Genomic DNA, 14,318 nt, shown 5'->3' with positions numbered 1-14,318 from the left:
GCAGGGGTCCCCTGCAGTCGTTTTCTGCCGAGCAGGGGGCCCCTGCAAACACCCGAGGAAGGCGGTGCCCAGCCGAAGTTCAGCGCACCCGGGCGAGGGTGAGACCGTCGGCGACCGGCAGCATCACCAGGTCCACCCGGACATCCGCCAGCACCTCGTCGTTGAACGCGGCGATCGCCCGGTCCGACTCGTCCTGCGGGGCGAGCACCCGGCCGCCACGTAGCACGTTGTCCACCGCGATCAGCCCGCCGGGACGCATCCGGGGCACCAGCTCCGACCAGTACACCGGGTAGCCGACCTTGTCCGCGTCGATGAAGGCGAAGTCCAGGTAGCGCTCGTGCGGCAGGTCGTGCAGCCCGTCGGCGGCCGGGCCGATCCGTAGCTCGATCCGGTCGTCCACCCCGGCCCGCGCCCAGTACCGCCGGGCCACCGACGTGTACTCCTCGGAGATGTCGAAGCAGGTCAACCGCCCGCCGTCGGCCAGACCCCGGGCGATGGCCAGCGAGGAGAGGCCGGTGAAGGTGCCCACCTCCACCGCCTGACGCGCGCCCAGCAGCCGGGTCAGGAACGTCAGCAGGGCCGCCTGCTCCGGGGCGACCTGCATCTGCGCCTCGGCCGGCAACGCGGCCCGGGTCTCCTCGACCAGTTCGCGGACGATCTCGTCCGGCGGGGCACCATGGGCGACCAGGTATTCGTGCAACTCGTCGGTCAGTGGCAGTGACTTCACACTCATGACCGGACGCTAGCCGAACCGCGCGCCCCGGCCCGCCCCGACCCGCTGCTGGTCAGGGCAGCGACGTCACCGTCTGGCCGCCCGGCGCCGGCTGCGTCCACAGGTCGGTGACGCTCAGCTCCAGCTCGATCAACAGGTTGCGCAGCAGCGGCATGGAGAGCCCCACCACCGTCCCCGGGTCGCCCTCGATCCGCTCGACGAACGCCCCGCCCAAGCCGTCGATGGTGAACGAACCCGCCACCGCCAGCGGCTCACCCGTCGCCACGTACGCGGCGATCTCCTCGTCGCTGATCTCGGCGAAGTGCACGGTCGTCGCCGCGACCGCCTCCACCCGACTCTCCATCGTCAGGTCCATCAGGCAGTGTCCGGTGTACAGCACACCGCTGTTACCGCGCATCCGCTCCAGCCGGCGGGTGGCGTCCGCCGCGTCGTCCGGCTTGCCGAGGATCTCGCCGTCGAAGGCGAGCACCGAGTCACATCCCAGCACCAACGGCCGGTCGCCGACGGCCGGACGTAGCCGCTCGGCCACCGCCACGGCCTTGAGCCGGGCCAGCGTCAGGCACAACTCCTCCGGCTGGTCGGTCTTGACCTGGGACTCGTCGACTCCACTGACCAGGACTTCCGGTTCGATACCGGCGGCCTGGAGGAGCTTGCGGCGGGCGGGGCTCGCCGAGGCGAGCACGAGGCGGAGTGTCTGGTTCGGCACGCCCGGGAGGGTACCCACCCCCAGCCAGCGGCAGATCGCCGGCACGCCGAAAGCCATGCCGGCGTCCGTTGCCGTCCGCTCGTCTCCGGCGCCGTCGTAACTACCGGTCCGCCAGGGGCGGTGCGATCTCGCCCGGGTGCCGCCGGTCAGCCACCCGCCGGTGGGGACGCCGCGCCGGTCCGCCGGCGCCGTCGGGCGGCCAACGCCCACGCCGCGCCCACGCCGAGAGCCGCCAGGCCACCCGTCGCGAGCAGCCACCCGGCCGGGCCGTCGCCACCCGACCCCGGCCCGGCCGCCGTCGTGGTCGGCGTGGCGTCGGCCGGAGCGCTCGCCGTCGGCGGTTGCGCCGCCAGCGGTGGTACGTCTGCCGTCAGCGCTGCCACCAGGTCAATGACGCCGTACCCGTACTGGTCGTCCCGGCCAGGCGGGCCTTTGTCGATGGCGGTGGCGGTGAGCCGGTGTACGACTTCCGTCGCCGGCAGTTCCGGGTACCGAGCCCGAATCAACGCCACCGCCCCGGCCACGATCGCGGTGGCACTCGACGTTCCGCTTCCTTTGGCGTACTTGCCGTCGTAGCTTGTGCTGTAGATGTCGGTGGCTGGTGCAACCACGTCGATCTCTCGGCCGGTGACAGATATGGCAGCATGGTTCCCGTCGCGGTCGACCCCGCCCACCGCAATTACGCCAGGATGGCGTGCCGGGTAGCCAACGACAAAGTCCTCGGGTTGGTTGCCGGCTGCGGCAACGATAATCACATTCGCTTGGAGAGCTGCGTTGATTGCCTCTTGAAGGCGAGCGCTCGAACCACCAACGGAAGAGATGCTGATTACATCGGCACCTTCATGTAAGGCATGCTCGACGCCTGCGGCGAGATAGTCTGCCGTGCTTTGTTCGTTAGCCGAGGAGACGATCGGAAGGATCTTCGCTGCGGGAGCCATGCCGAGAGCACCTGACGAGCCTCTACCATGCGCGGCGATCAAGCCGGCCATCGCAGTGCCATGACTGTTGCGGTCTCGGCGGCCATCATTAGAACCGTCGGCGGTTATATCTCTACCAGGCAACAGATTGTTGCGAAGGTCGGGGTGCGGGTCCACGCCGGTGTCCGGAACAGCGATGAGTATGCCCTCGCCTTGGGAAAATCGATGCGCCTCAGACACCTTGAGAAATTGCAAATGCCACTGGTCATTGCGGATGCGATCCGCTTGCGCTGGGCTGGCTGGCAGAACAACAAAAACTGCCATGCCTGCCACCGCCAGCGCGATACGTGACATCACCGATCAAGGCCGATCGCCGGGCCTGGGTCGATTGGACCATCCTCGTCTGGTGGCCGGACCACTGGGTCGACGCCTTGAGCGGTCTCCCAGGGATTGTTGGGATCCCAGTGGCGTGGGTCCATGTCGTCCCGTTCGCCGCGCCTTGGACGGCCCGTTTGTGCGGCAGGGCCAGATGGCCCGCCAAAAGGACCCATGCCGTGTACGCCACTGATCGACGGTCCCCGCCCGGAGCCAGGTCGGGATCCTGCACCACCACTTGGAGCAGTACCCGCGCCTCCGCCGCCGATTACGCCACCGATCGGGTTTACCCTGCGTGGCGCAGGGGTTCCGGGAGCAGGCTGACCAAGCCCCATGCTCGGAGGCCCACCAATTAATCCACCTGGTGGCATCGGCCGAGGTCCGGTCGGGGTGCCGCCGGCATGGTGCTTGCCAACAGGACCGGCTGCACTGCCCCTACCCGGTGCGTCTGGGGGACTTGTGGTGAAGGGCTGGACAGCGGGGGAAGAGGCACTGCCGCAGGATTGATGCCCGGAAGTGCTGGTTGCGCTGGAGGCATCGCCGGGTTCATCTGCGGCGGCGTCACGCTGGGGCTAGTCCCACCGAGGACCGGACCTAAACCATGAGCGGTCGGCGCTGGCGCGGGCCGCGTCACCATTTTGGACGTGTTGGCCTTGCCGCTCGAACCGGAGGGCGGCAGCGGCACCGGCACGATCGGTGGGATGACTGGTGTTGAGCCAGCCCCATACACATCGGGGTTGTTGTCTTGGCGGATTGGTCGTGCTGGGGCTGGAGGGGGTGGTTTGAGCATGGCTTGGGCTTGTTGGAGTTCGCCGCTGAGGCCGTACATCAGGGAGCGGGCCTGACCGTTCAACTGCTCCAGTTCGGCATCGGTGACCGGTGGTCGGGCGGGGGTGGCCCGTCCGGCCCGGTGCAGCGGACGCTGGTCGAGCGTTGTCTCGTACGCCTGCTTGAGCCGCACCTTCTCGGCGTACCGGTCGTGGAGTTTCTTCAGTTCGGTGCGGGTGCTGCCGATGGCGCTGGTGGCGGCGGAGAGCGCCGTGTAGTTGGCGACCGCAGCGTCGTACGTCTGCTGCACGGTGTCGATGAGCTGGTCCAGTTCGGCGAGATACGTCCGCGAGGCGGCGCTCTTCTCCGGCGGCCACGCCTGGGCAAGCCCTCGTCGGTACTCCCGGAGCCGGCTCAGGTGGGTCTGTGCCAGCTCGCTGGTCTTGCGCCAGCCGGCGACCTGCCGCCAGTGGTTGTCCGTCTGGTGGTCCTGGATGGTGGCCCACATGGTTGCCACGTCCATGTTGTGCCAGTTGGTCAGGCCGGCCGTTGGGCCACCGCCAGGGTCGATCATGGCAGTACCTCCGGCGAGGTGGGCGCACCGGCCGGATCCGGCGCGGCGCGTGGGGGCGGAAGCGGGTCACCGGGGGCTGGCATCTGCCCGCCGCGCAGCGCCCGTTCGACGTCCTGGACCTGTGCTTTAGCGAACGCGTCGCTGCCTTCGTACCGCTGACTGATCGTGCCGGCGGCGTGGGCGAGGCCGCCGGTGTAGCTGGCGACGTCGTAGACCCGGTTCGTCGAGTCCTGCTGGACCTGCTGATGTGCGGTAAGAAAATGGACCAGCTCGATGAAGGCGTCACACGGGTCGGGCAGTTTCACCGACATGTCGTCCGCGATGTACGCCAGGTGGGGCGCGTAGTTACGGCGTACCTCGGCTTCCAGCCGGGTGGCGAACTCCCGCATCTGGCGGATGTCGGCCTCGATGTCGCCGTAGTCGCGTAGCCACTTCGGTCCGAGGTCTTCCTCAGGGATCATCGGCCCTCCCGCCCGTCACAGCCCGGTGCCCCTGAGTGAGGCTAATCGCTCGGTGCGGCGGCGGGCAGTCCCACGCGCGGTGGATCTGGTCACTCTATGTCAATGCATCGATACGCTTCGTCAGTGCGGCAGGCCAGAAGTGCGCCATGCTCCGGGGCCGGCGGCGGGGGTCGCGGTGCCCGGTCGGCCGCTGCGTGCCCAGGTGGACGGGACGGAGGCGACGGCGGGGGCGGGTGCGGAGGCCGGGCGGGACCGGACGAGGATCGCGCCCACCAGGGCGGCCAACTCCTCGGCGGTGGGGACTCCCCGAACCACCCGGAACTGAGGCTCGTCGGCAGACATGTTGTCAAGGGTACGCGTCGTCGAGTTGACCTATCCCGCATAGTGGCGTGCCGGCGGTGTAAGGGTCCACCGCTCCGGGTACCGTCTCGGCAATGTCGAACGCGCTTCCCCAACTCGTCGCCAACCGATACCGGCTCATCTCGCCGCTCGGTCAGGGCGGCATGGGTCGGGTCTGGAAGGCGCGCGACGAGGTGCTGCACCGCGACGTGGCAATCAAGGAACTGGTCCCGCCGCCCAGCCTCACCGACGAGGAACGTCGGGAGATGCGGGAACGTTCCCTGCGGGAGGCGCGAGCCATCGCCCGACTGAACCACATCAACGTCGTCCGCATCTTCGATGTGCTGCGTACCGACGGCGACCCGTGGATCGTCATGGAGTACGTCCCGTCGAAGTCGCTTCAGGACACCCTCGCCGAGGACGGTCCGGTATCGGTGGCCCGCACCGTCGAGATCGGTCTCGGGGTGCTCGGCGCGCTCAAGGCGGCGCACAAGGCCGGCGTGATGCACCGGGACGTGAAGCCCGGCAACGTGCTGCTCGGCGACGACGGCCGGGTGGTGCTGACGGACTTCGGGTTGGCCACCATCCCCGGTGACCCGAACGTGACCCGGACGGGCATGGTGCTCGGCTCGCCCGCGTACATCGCGCCGGAGCGGGCCCGGGACGGCACGGCCGGCCCGGAGGCCGACCTGTGGTCGCTCGGCGCGACGCTCTACGCGGCCGTGGAGGGCAAGTCCCCGTACGCCCGACCGTCGGCGATCGCCACCCTGGCGGCGCTGGCCACCGAGCCGATGCCGCCACCGAAGAACGCCGGTCCACTGAAGCCGGTCCTCAACGGACTGCTCCGCAAGGACCCGACCGAGCGGATCGACGCCGAGGTGGCCGAGCGCATGCTGCGCCGCGCGGGCGGCAAGCGCAGCCGGGGGATCTCACTGCTCGACGGGGTACGCCGTCCCGGCCCGAACGGTCCCCGGGAGCCACGTCCTCCGGTGGTGCCCGGCCCACGGCCCGCCGAGCAGAGCGGCGACCGGTCGGCTTCCTCGTCCGCCGCAGCAGTCGCGGGTGTTGCCGCCGTCGGTGCCGCCGACAGCGATGCCACGGTGAAGGCCACCACGTCCGACGTGACCGGCTCCGGTGACGACGCGACGGCGAAGGTCGCCGCTCCGGAGAACGCCGCGTCCACCTCGGACGCCGCGCCCACCGCCGTGGTGCCGGCCGATCAGGGTACGCCTGCGGAGCCGCCGACCAGGGTGACGCCACCCGTGGGAAATCCGACCGCGGTGATGCCGGCCCCGGTAAGCCCACCGGCGTCGACGCCCGGACGGGCCGCCGTGCCGCCGCCGTCCACGACGAAGCCGGACAACCGCCGCCGCAACCTGCTGATCGGTGCGCTGGTGGCGGTGCTGCTGCTCGCGGTGGTGCTCGTCGTGCCGCTGCTCAACGACGACTCCGACGACCCCGGACCGGGCCCGCAGACCGGCGGTACGACCGGTGCCACCGGTCAGCCGTCCACCGCGCCGACGAGCGCGTCGGCCCCGGCGTCGCCGACCACGCCGCCGCCCAGCCCCACGCCCAGCCCGAGCGCCTCCGGGGGTATCACGCTGCCGGCCGGCTGGAAGATGCACAAGGACCGGTACGGCTTCGAGTTGCCGTTGCCGCCGGGCTGGGTCCGCCGGGACGTCGGAAATAGCACGGTCGTCTTCGACCAGGCCGACGGCGTGGGCGAACTGCTCGTCCAGTGGACGCCCAGCCCGAAGTCCGACGCGTACGCGGACTGGAAGCGCCTCGAGCCGGCCCGCAAGAACTACGTCCGGGACTACCAGTACCTCAGCATCGAGCGGTGTGACTTCTGGAAGACCTGCGCGGACTGGGAGTGGCTGGAGACCCGGGACGGCACCCGGATCCACGTCCGCAACCGGGGCTTCGTGACGGCCAGTAACCGGGGGTACGCCATCCGCTGGGAGGTCGCCGCCAGTGAGTGGGAGCAGAACCTCGACGAGTTCGACCTGATCGCGAAGGGTTTCAAGCCCGACCGACAGGACTGATCGGGCTGCCCAGCCCTGGGAATCGTGCCGGTGTGACATTCGTTCGCATGACTTTCCGTCGATCGGGGTACCTCATCCGTGACGACGGAAGGAGGTAGACCGATGGGTTACCGACGGAAGGTCACGAAGTCCTCGGTGGCACTGTGGATGCTCGTCGCCCTCGGCGACACCGTCCTGCTCCTCGCGAGTGTCGGCATTTCGGCGCTGGTCGCCCTGGTCAGCGTCGTAGCCATCGCCGCCGCCGTGGTGGGCGGCCGGATGGTGCTGCGGCGTGGCGCGTCCGTACCGGACAGCGTGTCCGCCGCCGAGGGTGTCTCGGTCCCGGTCACCGTGCCGGTCACCCGGCACCGGGAAGCCTGACGCGGAAAGCTCGACGAGCCGGGAACACCATGTTGGCGGCAGCCGGACCGTGGTGGCTTTCGGCCCTCCTGGGGGCCAGTTGCCACCATGAGTCCCGCGCGGGGACTGGCGGTACGGATCAGCGGGTGTGTTCGCCAGCGCGATCAGGCGGGTGCGATCACCGTTCCAGTGGTTACGGTCGACGCCACGGTTGATGCCGGAGGCGCTGCCCGAGTCGGTGTACTGCCAGAAGCTCCAGACCGCGGCCCCGGCCGGCAGCGCGCCCGGGGTTGAAGATTTACCGGAGGGTGCTCGGCACCCGTCGCAGAGCGAACCGAGCTCAGCGCAGGGATGCCGGGTCGAGCGAGAGCGGGAAGGGCGTGGCGAGGGCCAGGCGCTCACCGGCCTTGGCCACGGCATGCTCGACGTAGTGCGTGCCGTCCAGGCGGAACAGCCGCAGGGTGTGGCTGTCGCCCTCCGGCTCGACCAGCAGGTACCAGGGGATGCGGGCGATCGCGTAGAGCTGCATCTTGAGCACCCGGTCAGCGGCGGCGTTTCCGGGCGACACGATCTCCCCGACCAGAGTGACCTCGGCGGCCTCCACCACCGAGCCCTCGTCGTCGGTGTCCGCGACGACCAGGTCGGGGATCGCGATCCGATCCGTGCCCAGCCGGACGTTGACCGCCTCGAACACCACGAGTCCCTGCTGCTCCGCGGCAGCCTCGAGGATGTTCGCCAGGCGCCGGGAAACCAACTGGTGCCGCTTACTCGGGGCAGGGCTCACGATCAGGCTCCCGTCGAGCAGCTCGATCCGGTCAGGGGTCTCGGCCATGGCGAGGTACTCCGCCTCGGTCCACGGGCCGACGTGCGGCTCAAGCGGTGCTGCGGTCATCCCGGTCACCTCCAACTCGGGTCGTCACCGGGCCAGTTTCCCATGGTCAGCCGGCCTGGACCGGGAAGCGGCGGGGTGGTGGGGGTGCGCGGAGGCGGTAGGCTGCCGGCCCATGACGCCGATCGACGGACTGGGCAGCCTGTGGGACCGGCTCCTCGGCGCGCAACCCGACCCGCCACCGTGGCTCGTCCTCGCCACCGCCGCCGTCGCGCTGGTCGTGGTGTCGACCCGGCTGCCCTGGCGGGTCGCCCGTAACGCGATCACCATCGCCCACGAGGGCGGCCACGCGCTGGCCGCGTTGCTGACCGGCCGCCGGCTGCACGGCATCCGGCTGCACTCGGACACCTCCGGGCTCACCCTCTCCGCCGGGCGGCCCACCGGCCCCGGCATGATCCTCACTCTGCTCGCCGGGTACGTCGCCCCGCCGCTGATCGGGCTCGCCGGGGCGTGGCTGCTCGGCGGCAACCGGATCACCCTGCTGCTCTGGGTGGCGGTGGCGCTGCTGCTGGCCATGCTGGTGATGGTGCGCAACGCGTTCGGCGTGGTGTCGCTGGTGGTCACCGGCGGGCTGGTGCTCGCCGTGTCCTGGTACGCGTCGCCGCAGGTGCAGGCGGCGTTCGCGTACACCGGGGTCTGGTTCCTGCTGCTCGGCGGGGTGCGCCCGGTGGTGGAGCTGCAACGGCTGCGCGGCCGGGGGCGGATGCCCGCGTCCGACGCCGACCAGCTCGCCGGACTGACCCCGTTCCCGGCGTTCTTCTGGGTGACGTTCTTCGCCCTGGTCAACCTGGTCACGCTGGCGGTCGGGGCGGCCCTGCTCGCCGGCCCGGTGCTCTCCGAGGCCGGCCTGACCCCCTGAGCGGCGCGGGCCGGCTGGAGCGGCGGCATCCGCCCGCCGGGGCCGGACCGGAGGGACTCAGGCCGGACCCGGTCGCACCATGCCCGGTGGCGGGGAACTTCTCGTTGCCGGCCAGCCGGCCGGTCCTGGTCGCCACGATCCGGAAGCCCTCGGCGAGGTAGAGCGCGAGCCCCACCCTCGTTGCCGACCAGGACGGTCAGCTCGACGGGACGGTCTCCCGCCGCAGCCAGGGCGTGCCGCAGCAACGTGCGTCCGTGCCCCTGCCGGTACCGGTCCGGGTCCACGTACAGCGCGGCCACGTCGGCGCCCTGCCGGAGTTCGTCCAGCCGGGCGGCATCGTGGATCCGGGCGATCGCCGCCCAGTCGTCCGGACCGTACGGACGGATGACACGGTCGGTCGGCATGTCCGGCATCGTGCCGGTACGCCAGCCCGCGCGCGGGTCATTTTCCGGCGTCGACCGGCAACCGTGCCGGTGTCCGGGCGCGTGTCACCTGGGAGTGGCCACGGGAGGTGACAGGTGCCCGACGTCGACGGGTTCGACGAGTTCTACCGGGGGAGCCGGCAACGGCTGCTCGGATTCGTCTACGCGCTCACCGGCGACCTCGCCGAGGCCCAGGACGCGGTCCAGGAGGCGTACGTGCGCGCGTGGCAGCGCTGGTCGACCGTCGGCCGGTACGACGACCCGGAGGCCTGGGTGCGGGTGGTCGCCAGCCGGATCGCGGTGAGCCGCTGGCGTAGCCTGCGCAGCCGCGCCCGGGCGTACCTGCGGCACGGGGCCATCGAGGCCGTTCCCGCCCCGAACACCGACACCGTCGAGGTGGTGGCCGCGTTGCGCCGGCTCCCCGAGGAGCAGCGCACCGCACTCGCCCTGTACTACCTGCTCGGCATGCCGGTCGCCGAGGTCGCCCGGGAGACCAACGCCCCGGTCGGCACGGTCAAGGCCCGGCTCTCCCGGGGGCGTACCGCGCTCGCCGGACTGCTCGCCGTCCCGGATCTGGAGGAGGCCGCCGATGCGTGAGCACGAGCCCACCCTGGCCGACCGGCTCGCGGTCGACCTGACGGCCGTCCGCTGGCCGGAGCCGGCGGAGATCCGGGCGCGCGCCCGACGGCGGGCCCGCCGGCAGGTGGCCGGGGCGGCGGTCGCCCTGGTGCTGGTGGTGGGAGGGACCACCGCCGTGCTCCGTCCGACGGACGGAGCCGCACCACCCCCGATTGCCGTACCGGTGATGGATCCGGGTCCGAGCGGGGAGATCCCGCTGGAGGCGCTGCTGCAACCGGCCGACCTACGGGAGCAGTCCGAGCCGCCGCTGACCGCGTCGGATCTCGGCGAGTCGATTCGCCTCGACGACCACCTCGGGGCCTGTCGGACGGACCAGGGCCAGTCGACGCGGTGGGAGACGTCGCTCTGGTCCCGCTCGCAGGCGATCCTTCGGGACCGCCCGGACGGTTACGACCATCCTCCCAGCGACCTGTTGGTCGGCCAGGACATCTACCGGGTCACGCCCGAGGTGGCCGGACGCTTCTTCCGGGGTCTGGAACAGCTCATTGCCCCGTGCGCCGCGTGGCGCTCGGTCGGCCCGATCGAATGGCGGGGCCGGACGATCAACGCGGAGGCGGTGCACAACTGGGCGCTGGTGGACCGCGACTTCGTCGGCGACGAGGCAGCCCTGCTGCGCCACTCGGTGTCCCAACCCCGTGACCGGGCCACTGGGGAGCCGCTCGGCGAGGTATCCCGGTCGACGACCAGCCTGGCGATCGTCCGGGTCGGGGATCTGGTGACCGTGATCGTGCCGGGAAGCTCCACGCCGGACGACGAGTTGCGCCGGCTCGCCCGGGTCGCCGCCACCCGGATGTGCCCGTCCGCGAACCCGTCCTGCTGACCACTGGCCGTTTCGGGCAGCTCGGGGAGGGGCGGGTGCATGCCCGGGCTGGGGTGGTAGCAGGGGTCCCCTGTTACCGCTTTTTGAGTAACAGGGGACCCCTGCTACCACCCAACACCCGCCCCAGCGAGCCAAGCGCCGCTACAGCGGGATGTTGCCGTGCTTCTTCGGCGGGAGCGTCTCCCGCTTGGTGCGCAGCATCCGTAGCCCCCGGACGATCTGGGTGCGCGTCTCGCGCGGCGGGATCACCGAGTCGACGTAGCCCCGCTCGGCGGCGATGTACGGGTTGGCCAGGGTGTCCTCGTACTCGGCGATCTTCTCGGCGCGGAGGGCGGCCGGGTCCTCGGCGGCGGCCAGCTCGGCGCGGTACAGGATGTTCACCGCGCCCTGCGCCCCCATCACCGCGATCTGCGCGGTCGGCCAGGCGAAGTTCAGGTCCGCGCCGAGGTGCTTGGAGCCCATCACGTCGTACGCCCCGCCGTACGCCTTGCGGGTGATCACGGTGACCTTCGGGACGGTCGCCTCGGCGTACGCGTAGAGCAGCTTCGCGCCCCGGCGGATGATGCCGTCCCACTCCTGGTCGGTGCCGGGCAGGAAGCCGGGTACGTCAACGAAGGTCAGCACCGGGATGTTGAACGCGTCGCAGGTGCGCACGAACCGGGCCGCCTTCTCCGAGGCGGCGATGTCCAGGCAACCGGCGAAGTGCATCGGCTGGTTGGCGACCACGCCGACCGGACGCCCCTCGACCCGGCCGAAGCCGACCACGATGTTCTGCGCGTAGAGGGGTTGGACCTCCAGGAACTCCCCGTCGTCGAGGACGTGCTCGACGACCCGGCGGATGTCGTACGGCTGGTTCGCCGAGTCGGGGATCAGCGTGTCGAGTTCCCGGTCCTCCTCGGTGACGGTCAGGTCCGCGTCGACGGGGAAGGCCGGCGGCTCGTCCAGGTTGTTCGCCGGCAGGTACGACAGCAGCGCCTTGACGTAGTCGATCGCGTCGTCCTCGTCGCTGGCCAGGTAGTGGGCGTTGCCGCTGCGGGTGTTGTGGGTGCGCGCCCCGCCCAGCTCCTCCATCGCCACGTCCTCGCCGGTCACCGTCTTGATCACGTCGGGACCGGTGATGAACATGTGCGAGGTCTGGTCGACCATCACGGTGAAGTCGGTGAGCGCCGGGGAGTAGACCGCACCACCCGCGCACGGTCCCATGACCAGCGAGATCTGCGGGATCACCCCGGACGCGCGGGCGTTGCGGAAGAAGATGTCGGCGTACAGGCCGAGGCTGACCACGCCCTCCTGGATGCGCGCGCCTCCGGAGTCGTTGATGCCGATGATCGGGCAGCCGATCTTCATGGCCAGCTCCATCACCTTGACGATCTTCTGGCCGAAGACCTCGCCGAGGGACCCGCCGAAGACCGTGAAGTCCTGTGCGAAGACGCAGACCTGCCGGCCGTCCACGGTGCCGTAACCGGTGATCACCCCGTCCCCGTACGGGCGGGTGCGGTCGAGGCCGAAGTTGGTCGAGCGGTGCCGGGCCAACTCGTCCAGCTCGACGAAGGAACCCTCGTCGAGCAGCAGCCCGATCCGCTCCCGGGCGGTCTTCTTGCCCCGCGCGTGCTGCTTCTCCACGGCGCGCGCCGAGCCCGCGTGCACCGCCTCGTCGACCCGTCGCTCCAGGTCCGCCAGCTTGCCGGCGGTGGTGTGGATGTTGATCCCGGTCTCGGTAGTCACCCACGGAATATAACGATGGTTCAGGTGACGCGCCGGTGTGCACTTCGCCTCACGCCCGGTCGTCGGCGTCCGCTCTCCGGCGCGTCGAGGACGGGGCCGTAGGCTGGCGGGATGCCGGGCTCCCCGTACACCGACCTGGACCGACCGCCGCTGAGCGCGGCACGGCTGCGGCGCGCGCTGGTCGCGCCGTACGGGCCGTGGCGGCGGTTGGAGCTGCGGGCGGAGACCGGTTCGACCAACGCCGACGTCGCCGAGGCCGCGCGGGCCGGCGAGCCGGAGGGCCTGGTCGTGGTCGCCGAGCGGCAGACCACCGGGCGGGGCCGCCGCGGCCGGGTCTGGCAGTCGCCGCCCCGGGCGGGCATCGCGACCAGCGTCCTGCTCCGGCCCGGCGAGGCCGTCCCGGAGCGTGGCTGGTCACCGGTTCCCACCACCGGGTACGGCTGGTTGCCGCTGCTCGCCGGGGTCGCCCTGGTCGAGGCGGTGATCCGGCTGGCCGAGCTGGACGCCCGGCTGAAGTGGCCCAACGACCTGCTGCTCGACGACGCCAAGTGCGCGGGGGTGCTGGCCGAGGCAGTGCCCGGCGGCACCCTGGCCCAGCCGTCCGCGGTCGTGCTCGGCGTCGGTCTCAACGTGACGCTCCGCGCCGACGAGCTACCGGAGAACCCGACCGGCCTGCCCGCCACCTCGCTGCAACTCGCCGGGGCCACCGCCACCGACCGGGATCCGCTGCTGCGGGCGCTGCTCCGGGCGGTCGCCGACTGGTACGACCGCTGGCGGTCCGCCGGGGGTGACGCGGTCACCAGTGGACTGCGTGACGCGTACCTGGCCGCCTGCGGCACGATCGGTCGTCCGGTCCGGGTGATCCTGCCCGGTGGCGAGGAGCTGACCGGTACGGCCACCGGCGTGGACGCCGATGGGCAGCTCCTGGTGGAGACCGCGCGGGGGGAGCGGAGCCTCGCCGCCGGGGACGTCCTGCACCTGCGCTGAGCCGGCGGTTCCCGCCGCCGGTACGAACGTCCGGCCGTGCCGTCCGGCCGGTTGCGGCGCGTACGGGCGGCGGCAGGCTACCGTCAGCGCGTCGGTGTACCTGCGAGGAGGTTCGTGTGGCGTTTCCCGATGACGTCCTCACCGAGGACGAGGAGGTCGTGCTCCACCTGCACCCGCACGGGAAGGCCCTGGTCCGACCCGTTCTGGTGCTGGTGCTGAGCGTGGCGGCGGTGGTGGCCGCCTGGGTCCTCCTGCCGGACGGCGAGGCCGGCCGGATCGGTCTCTACCTGGTCGCCGGGTTGGCCGTGGTGCTGGCCGTGGTGTTCGCGCTCGTGCCGTACCTGACCTGGCGCAGCACGCACTACCTCTTCACCACCGAACGGGTGCTGCTCCAGCAGGGCATCCTCTCCCGGGAGCGGCGGGACATCCCGCTGGGCCGGATCAACGACCACTCGATGAACCAGCGGTTCGTCGAGCGGTTCTTCGGCTGCGGCACGCTGACCATCGAGTCGGCCGGGGAGCGCGGTCAGTCGGTGCTGGTCGACGTGCCCCGGGTCGAGCAGGTGCAGACCCGGCTGTACGAGTTGGCCGAGGCGCACCACGACCGGCACTCGTTGGGCGACGGCGAGATGCGGGACATCCTGGCCGACATGCGGGACGGTCACCCGCTGCGCGACCCCACCGCCTGACCCCGACCCGGGGTGTCCGTCGTGTCCGGCC

Annotated in this window: 15 protein-coding genes and 1 pseudogene; 7 read left to right on the top strand and 9 right to left on the bottom strand. The window is 71.1% G+C overall.

Annotated elements, in window-relative coordinates:
* Window positions 1–79 precede the first annotated feature (79 nt).
* From GA0070618_RS05705 to GA0070618_RS05680, 6 genes are all read right to left on the bottom strand, one after another.
* Complete coding sequence (locus tag GA0070618_RS05705; protein WP_088980698.1) at window positions 80–733, bottom strand: O-methyltransferase; 654 nt, start codon at window positions 731–733, stop codon at window positions 80–82.
* A gap of 52 nt (window positions 734–785) precedes the next feature.
* On the bottom strand, window positions 786–1,439 hold the full coding sequence (locus tag GA0070618_RS05700) for a Maf family protein (RefSeq protein WP_231931618.1): 654 nt from the start codon (window positions 1,437–1,439) through the stop codon (window positions 786–788).
* 146 nt (window positions 1,440–1,585) lie between these two features.
* Window positions 1,586–2,680 carry a type VII secretion-associated serine protease mycosin gene (mycP, locus tag GA0070618_RS05695; RefSeq protein WP_231931617.1) on the bottom strand — a complete coding sequence of 365 codons (1,095 nt, stop codon included), beginning with the start codon at window positions 2,678–2,680 and terminating at the stop codon, window positions 1,586–1,588.
* A 403-nt stretch (window positions 2,681–3,083) separates the two neighbouring features.
* Window positions 3,084–4,073: a hypothetical protein gene (locus tag GA0070618_RS05690; protein ID WP_231931616.1), complete on the bottom strand. Its 990-nt coding sequence runs from the start codon at window positions 4,071–4,073 to the stop codon at window positions 3,084–3,086.
* Window positions 4,070–4,534, bottom strand: coding sequence for a hypothetical protein (locus GA0070618_RS05685; RefSeq protein WP_088980697.1), 465 nt, complete (start codon window positions 4,532–4,534; stop codon window positions 4,070–4,072). The genes GA0070618_RS05690 and GA0070618_RS05685 overlap by 4 nt, the downstream gene beginning before the upstream one ends.
* Window positions 4,535–4,654: 120 nt before the next feature.
* Window positions 4,655–4,876: an acyl-CoA carboxylase subunit epsilon gene (locus GA0070618_RS05680; RefSeq protein ID WP_088980696.1), complete on the bottom strand. Its 222-nt coding sequence runs from the start codon at window positions 4,874–4,876 to the stop codon at window positions 4,655–4,657.
* A gap of 92 nt (window positions 4,877–4,968) precedes the next feature.
* On the opposite strand from GA0070618_RS05680, the gene GA0070618_RS05675 reads away from it, so the two are divergent.
* Both GA0070618_RS05675 and GA0070618_RS05670 read left to right on the top strand, forming a co-directional pair.
* The gene (locus GA0070618_RS05675) at window positions 4,969–6,918 is read left to right on the top strand and encodes a serine/threonine-protein kinase (RefSeq protein ID WP_088980695.1); all 1,950 of its coding nucleotides are present in this window, start codon (window positions 4,969–4,971) and stop codon (window positions 6,916–6,918) included.
* A gap of 102 nt (window positions 6,919–7,020) precedes the next feature.
* Window positions 7,021–7,278, top strand: a complete 258-nt coding sequence (locus GA0070618_RS05670) for a hypothetical protein (RefSeq protein ID WP_197701722.1) — start codon at window positions 7,021–7,023, stop codon at window positions 7,276–7,278.
* Between the two features lie 319 nt (window positions 7,279–7,597).
* On the opposite strand, the gene GA0070618_RS05660 is transcribed toward GA0070618_RS05670, so the two are convergent.
* The gene (locus GA0070618_RS05660; protein ID WP_088985310.1) at window positions 7,598–8,149 is read right to left on the bottom strand and encodes a Uma2 family endonuclease; all 552 of its coding nucleotides are present in this window, start codon (window positions 8,147–8,149) and stop codon (window positions 7,598–7,600) included.
* 112 nt (window positions 8,150–8,261) lie between these two features.
* Between GA0070618_RS05660 and GA0070618_RS05655 the strand changes: the two genes are divergently transcribed.
* Entirely contained in the window at window positions 8,262–9,005 is a 744-nt protein-coding gene (locus tag GA0070618_RS05655; RefSeq protein WP_088980694.1) for a M50 family metallopeptidase, read from the top strand.
* Between the two features lie 79 nt (window positions 9,006–9,084).
* Here the strand turns inward: GA0070618_RS05655 and GA0070618_RS34550 are convergent.
* Window positions 9,085–9,418 (bottom strand): annotated as a pseudogene (locus GA0070618_RS34550) (GNAT family N-acetyltransferase); the annotation flags it as partial.
* A 105-nt stretch (window positions 9,419–9,523) separates the two neighbouring features.
* On the opposite strand from GA0070618_RS34550, the gene GA0070618_RS05645 reads away from it, so the two are divergent.
* Complete coding sequence (locus GA0070618_RS05645) at window positions 9,524–10,024, top strand: SigE family RNA polymerase sigma factor (protein WP_088980693.1); 501 nt, start codon at window positions 9,524–9,526, stop codon at window positions 10,022–10,024.
* Window positions 10,017–10,886 carry a hypothetical protein gene (locus GA0070618_RS05640; RefSeq protein ID WP_088980692.1) on the top strand — a complete coding sequence of 290 codons (870 nt, stop codon included), beginning with the start codon at window positions 10,017–10,019 and terminating at the stop codon, window positions 10,884–10,886. Before GA0070618_RS05645 ends, GA0070618_RS05640 begins: the two co-directional genes overlap by 8 nt.
* A 141-nt stretch (window positions 10,887–11,027) precedes the next feature.
* On the opposite strand, the gene GA0070618_RS05635 is transcribed toward GA0070618_RS05640, so the two are convergent.
* Window positions 11,028–12,611: an acyl-CoA carboxylase subunit beta gene (locus tag GA0070618_RS05635; RefSeq protein ID WP_088980691.1), complete on the bottom strand. Its 1,584-nt coding sequence runs from the start codon at window positions 12,609–12,611 to the stop codon at window positions 11,028–11,030.
* Window positions 12,612–12,722: 111 nt separating this feature from the next.
* On the opposite strand from GA0070618_RS05635, the gene GA0070618_RS05630 reads away from it, so the two are divergent.
* Window positions 12,723–13,598, top strand: coding sequence for a biotin--[acetyl-CoA-carboxylase] ligase (locus GA0070618_RS05630; RefSeq protein ID WP_088980690.1), 876 nt, complete (start codon window positions 12,723–12,725; stop codon window positions 13,596–13,598).
* A gap of 116 nt (window positions 13,599–13,714) precedes the next feature.
* Window positions 13,715–14,287 (top strand): PH domain-containing protein, encoded by a 573-nt coding sequence (locus tag GA0070618_RS05625; protein ID WP_088980689.1) that lies wholly within the window; start codon window positions 13,715–13,717, stop codon window positions 14,285–14,287.
* The last annotated feature ends 31 nt before the right edge of the window (window positions 14,288–14,318 follow it).

Source organism: Micromonospora echinospora, from assembly GCF_900091495.1.
Taxonomy (GTDB): domain Bacteria; phylum Actinomycetota; class Actinomycetes; order Mycobacteriales; family Micromonosporaceae; genus Micromonospora; species Micromonospora echinospora.
Note: the sequence above shows the minus strand (reverse complement) of the source record. Positions and strands in the feature narration are given on the sequence as shown.

Excerpts from the sequence above, each read along its gene's own strand:
- GA0070618_RS05705 (WP_088980698.1), bottom strand. The coding sequence starts at position 733 with ATGAGTGTGAAGTCACTGCCACTGACCGACGAGTTGCACGAATACCTG.
- mycP (WP_231931617.1), bottom strand. The coding sequence starts at position 2,680 with ATGGCAGTTTTTGTTGTTCTGCCAGCCAGCCCAGCGCAAGCGGATCGC.
- GA0070618_RS05690 (WP_231931616.1), bottom strand. The coding sequence starts at position 4,073 with ATGATCGACCCTGGCGGTGGCCCAACGGCCGGCCTGACCAACTGGCAC.
- GA0070618_RS05685 (WP_088980697.1), bottom strand. The coding sequence starts at position 4,534 with ATGATCCCTGAGGAAGACCTCGGACCGAAGTGGCTACGCGACTACGGC.
- GA0070618_RS05680 (WP_088980696.1), bottom strand. The coding sequence starts at position 4,876 with ATGTCTGCCGACGAGCCTCAGTTCCGGGTGGTTCGGGGAGTCCCCACC.
- GA0070618_RS05675 (WP_088980695.1), top strand. The coding sequence starts at position 4,969 with ATGTCGAACGCGCTTCCCCAACTCGTCGCCAACCGATACCGGCTCATC.
- GA0070618_RS05670 (WP_197701722.1), top strand. The coding sequence starts at position 7,021 with ATGGGTTACCGACGGAAGGTCACGAAGTCCTCGGTGGCACTGTGGATG.
- GA0070618_RS05660 (WP_088985310.1), bottom strand. The coding sequence starts at position 8,149 with ATGACCGCAGCACCGCTTGAGCCGCACGTCGGCCCGTGGACCGAGGCG.
- GA0070618_RS05655 (WP_088980694.1), top strand. The coding sequence starts at position 8,262 with ATGACGCCGATCGACGGACTGGGCAGCCTGTGGGACCGGCTCCTCGGC.
- GA0070618_RS05640 (WP_088980692.1), top strand. The coding sequence starts at position 10,017 with ATGCGTGAGCACGAGCCCACCCTGGCCGACCGGCTCGCGGTCGACCTG.
- GA0070618_RS05630 (WP_088980690.1), top strand. The coding sequence starts at position 12,723 with ATGCCGGGCTCCCCGTACACCGACCTGGACCGACCGCCGCTGAGCGCG.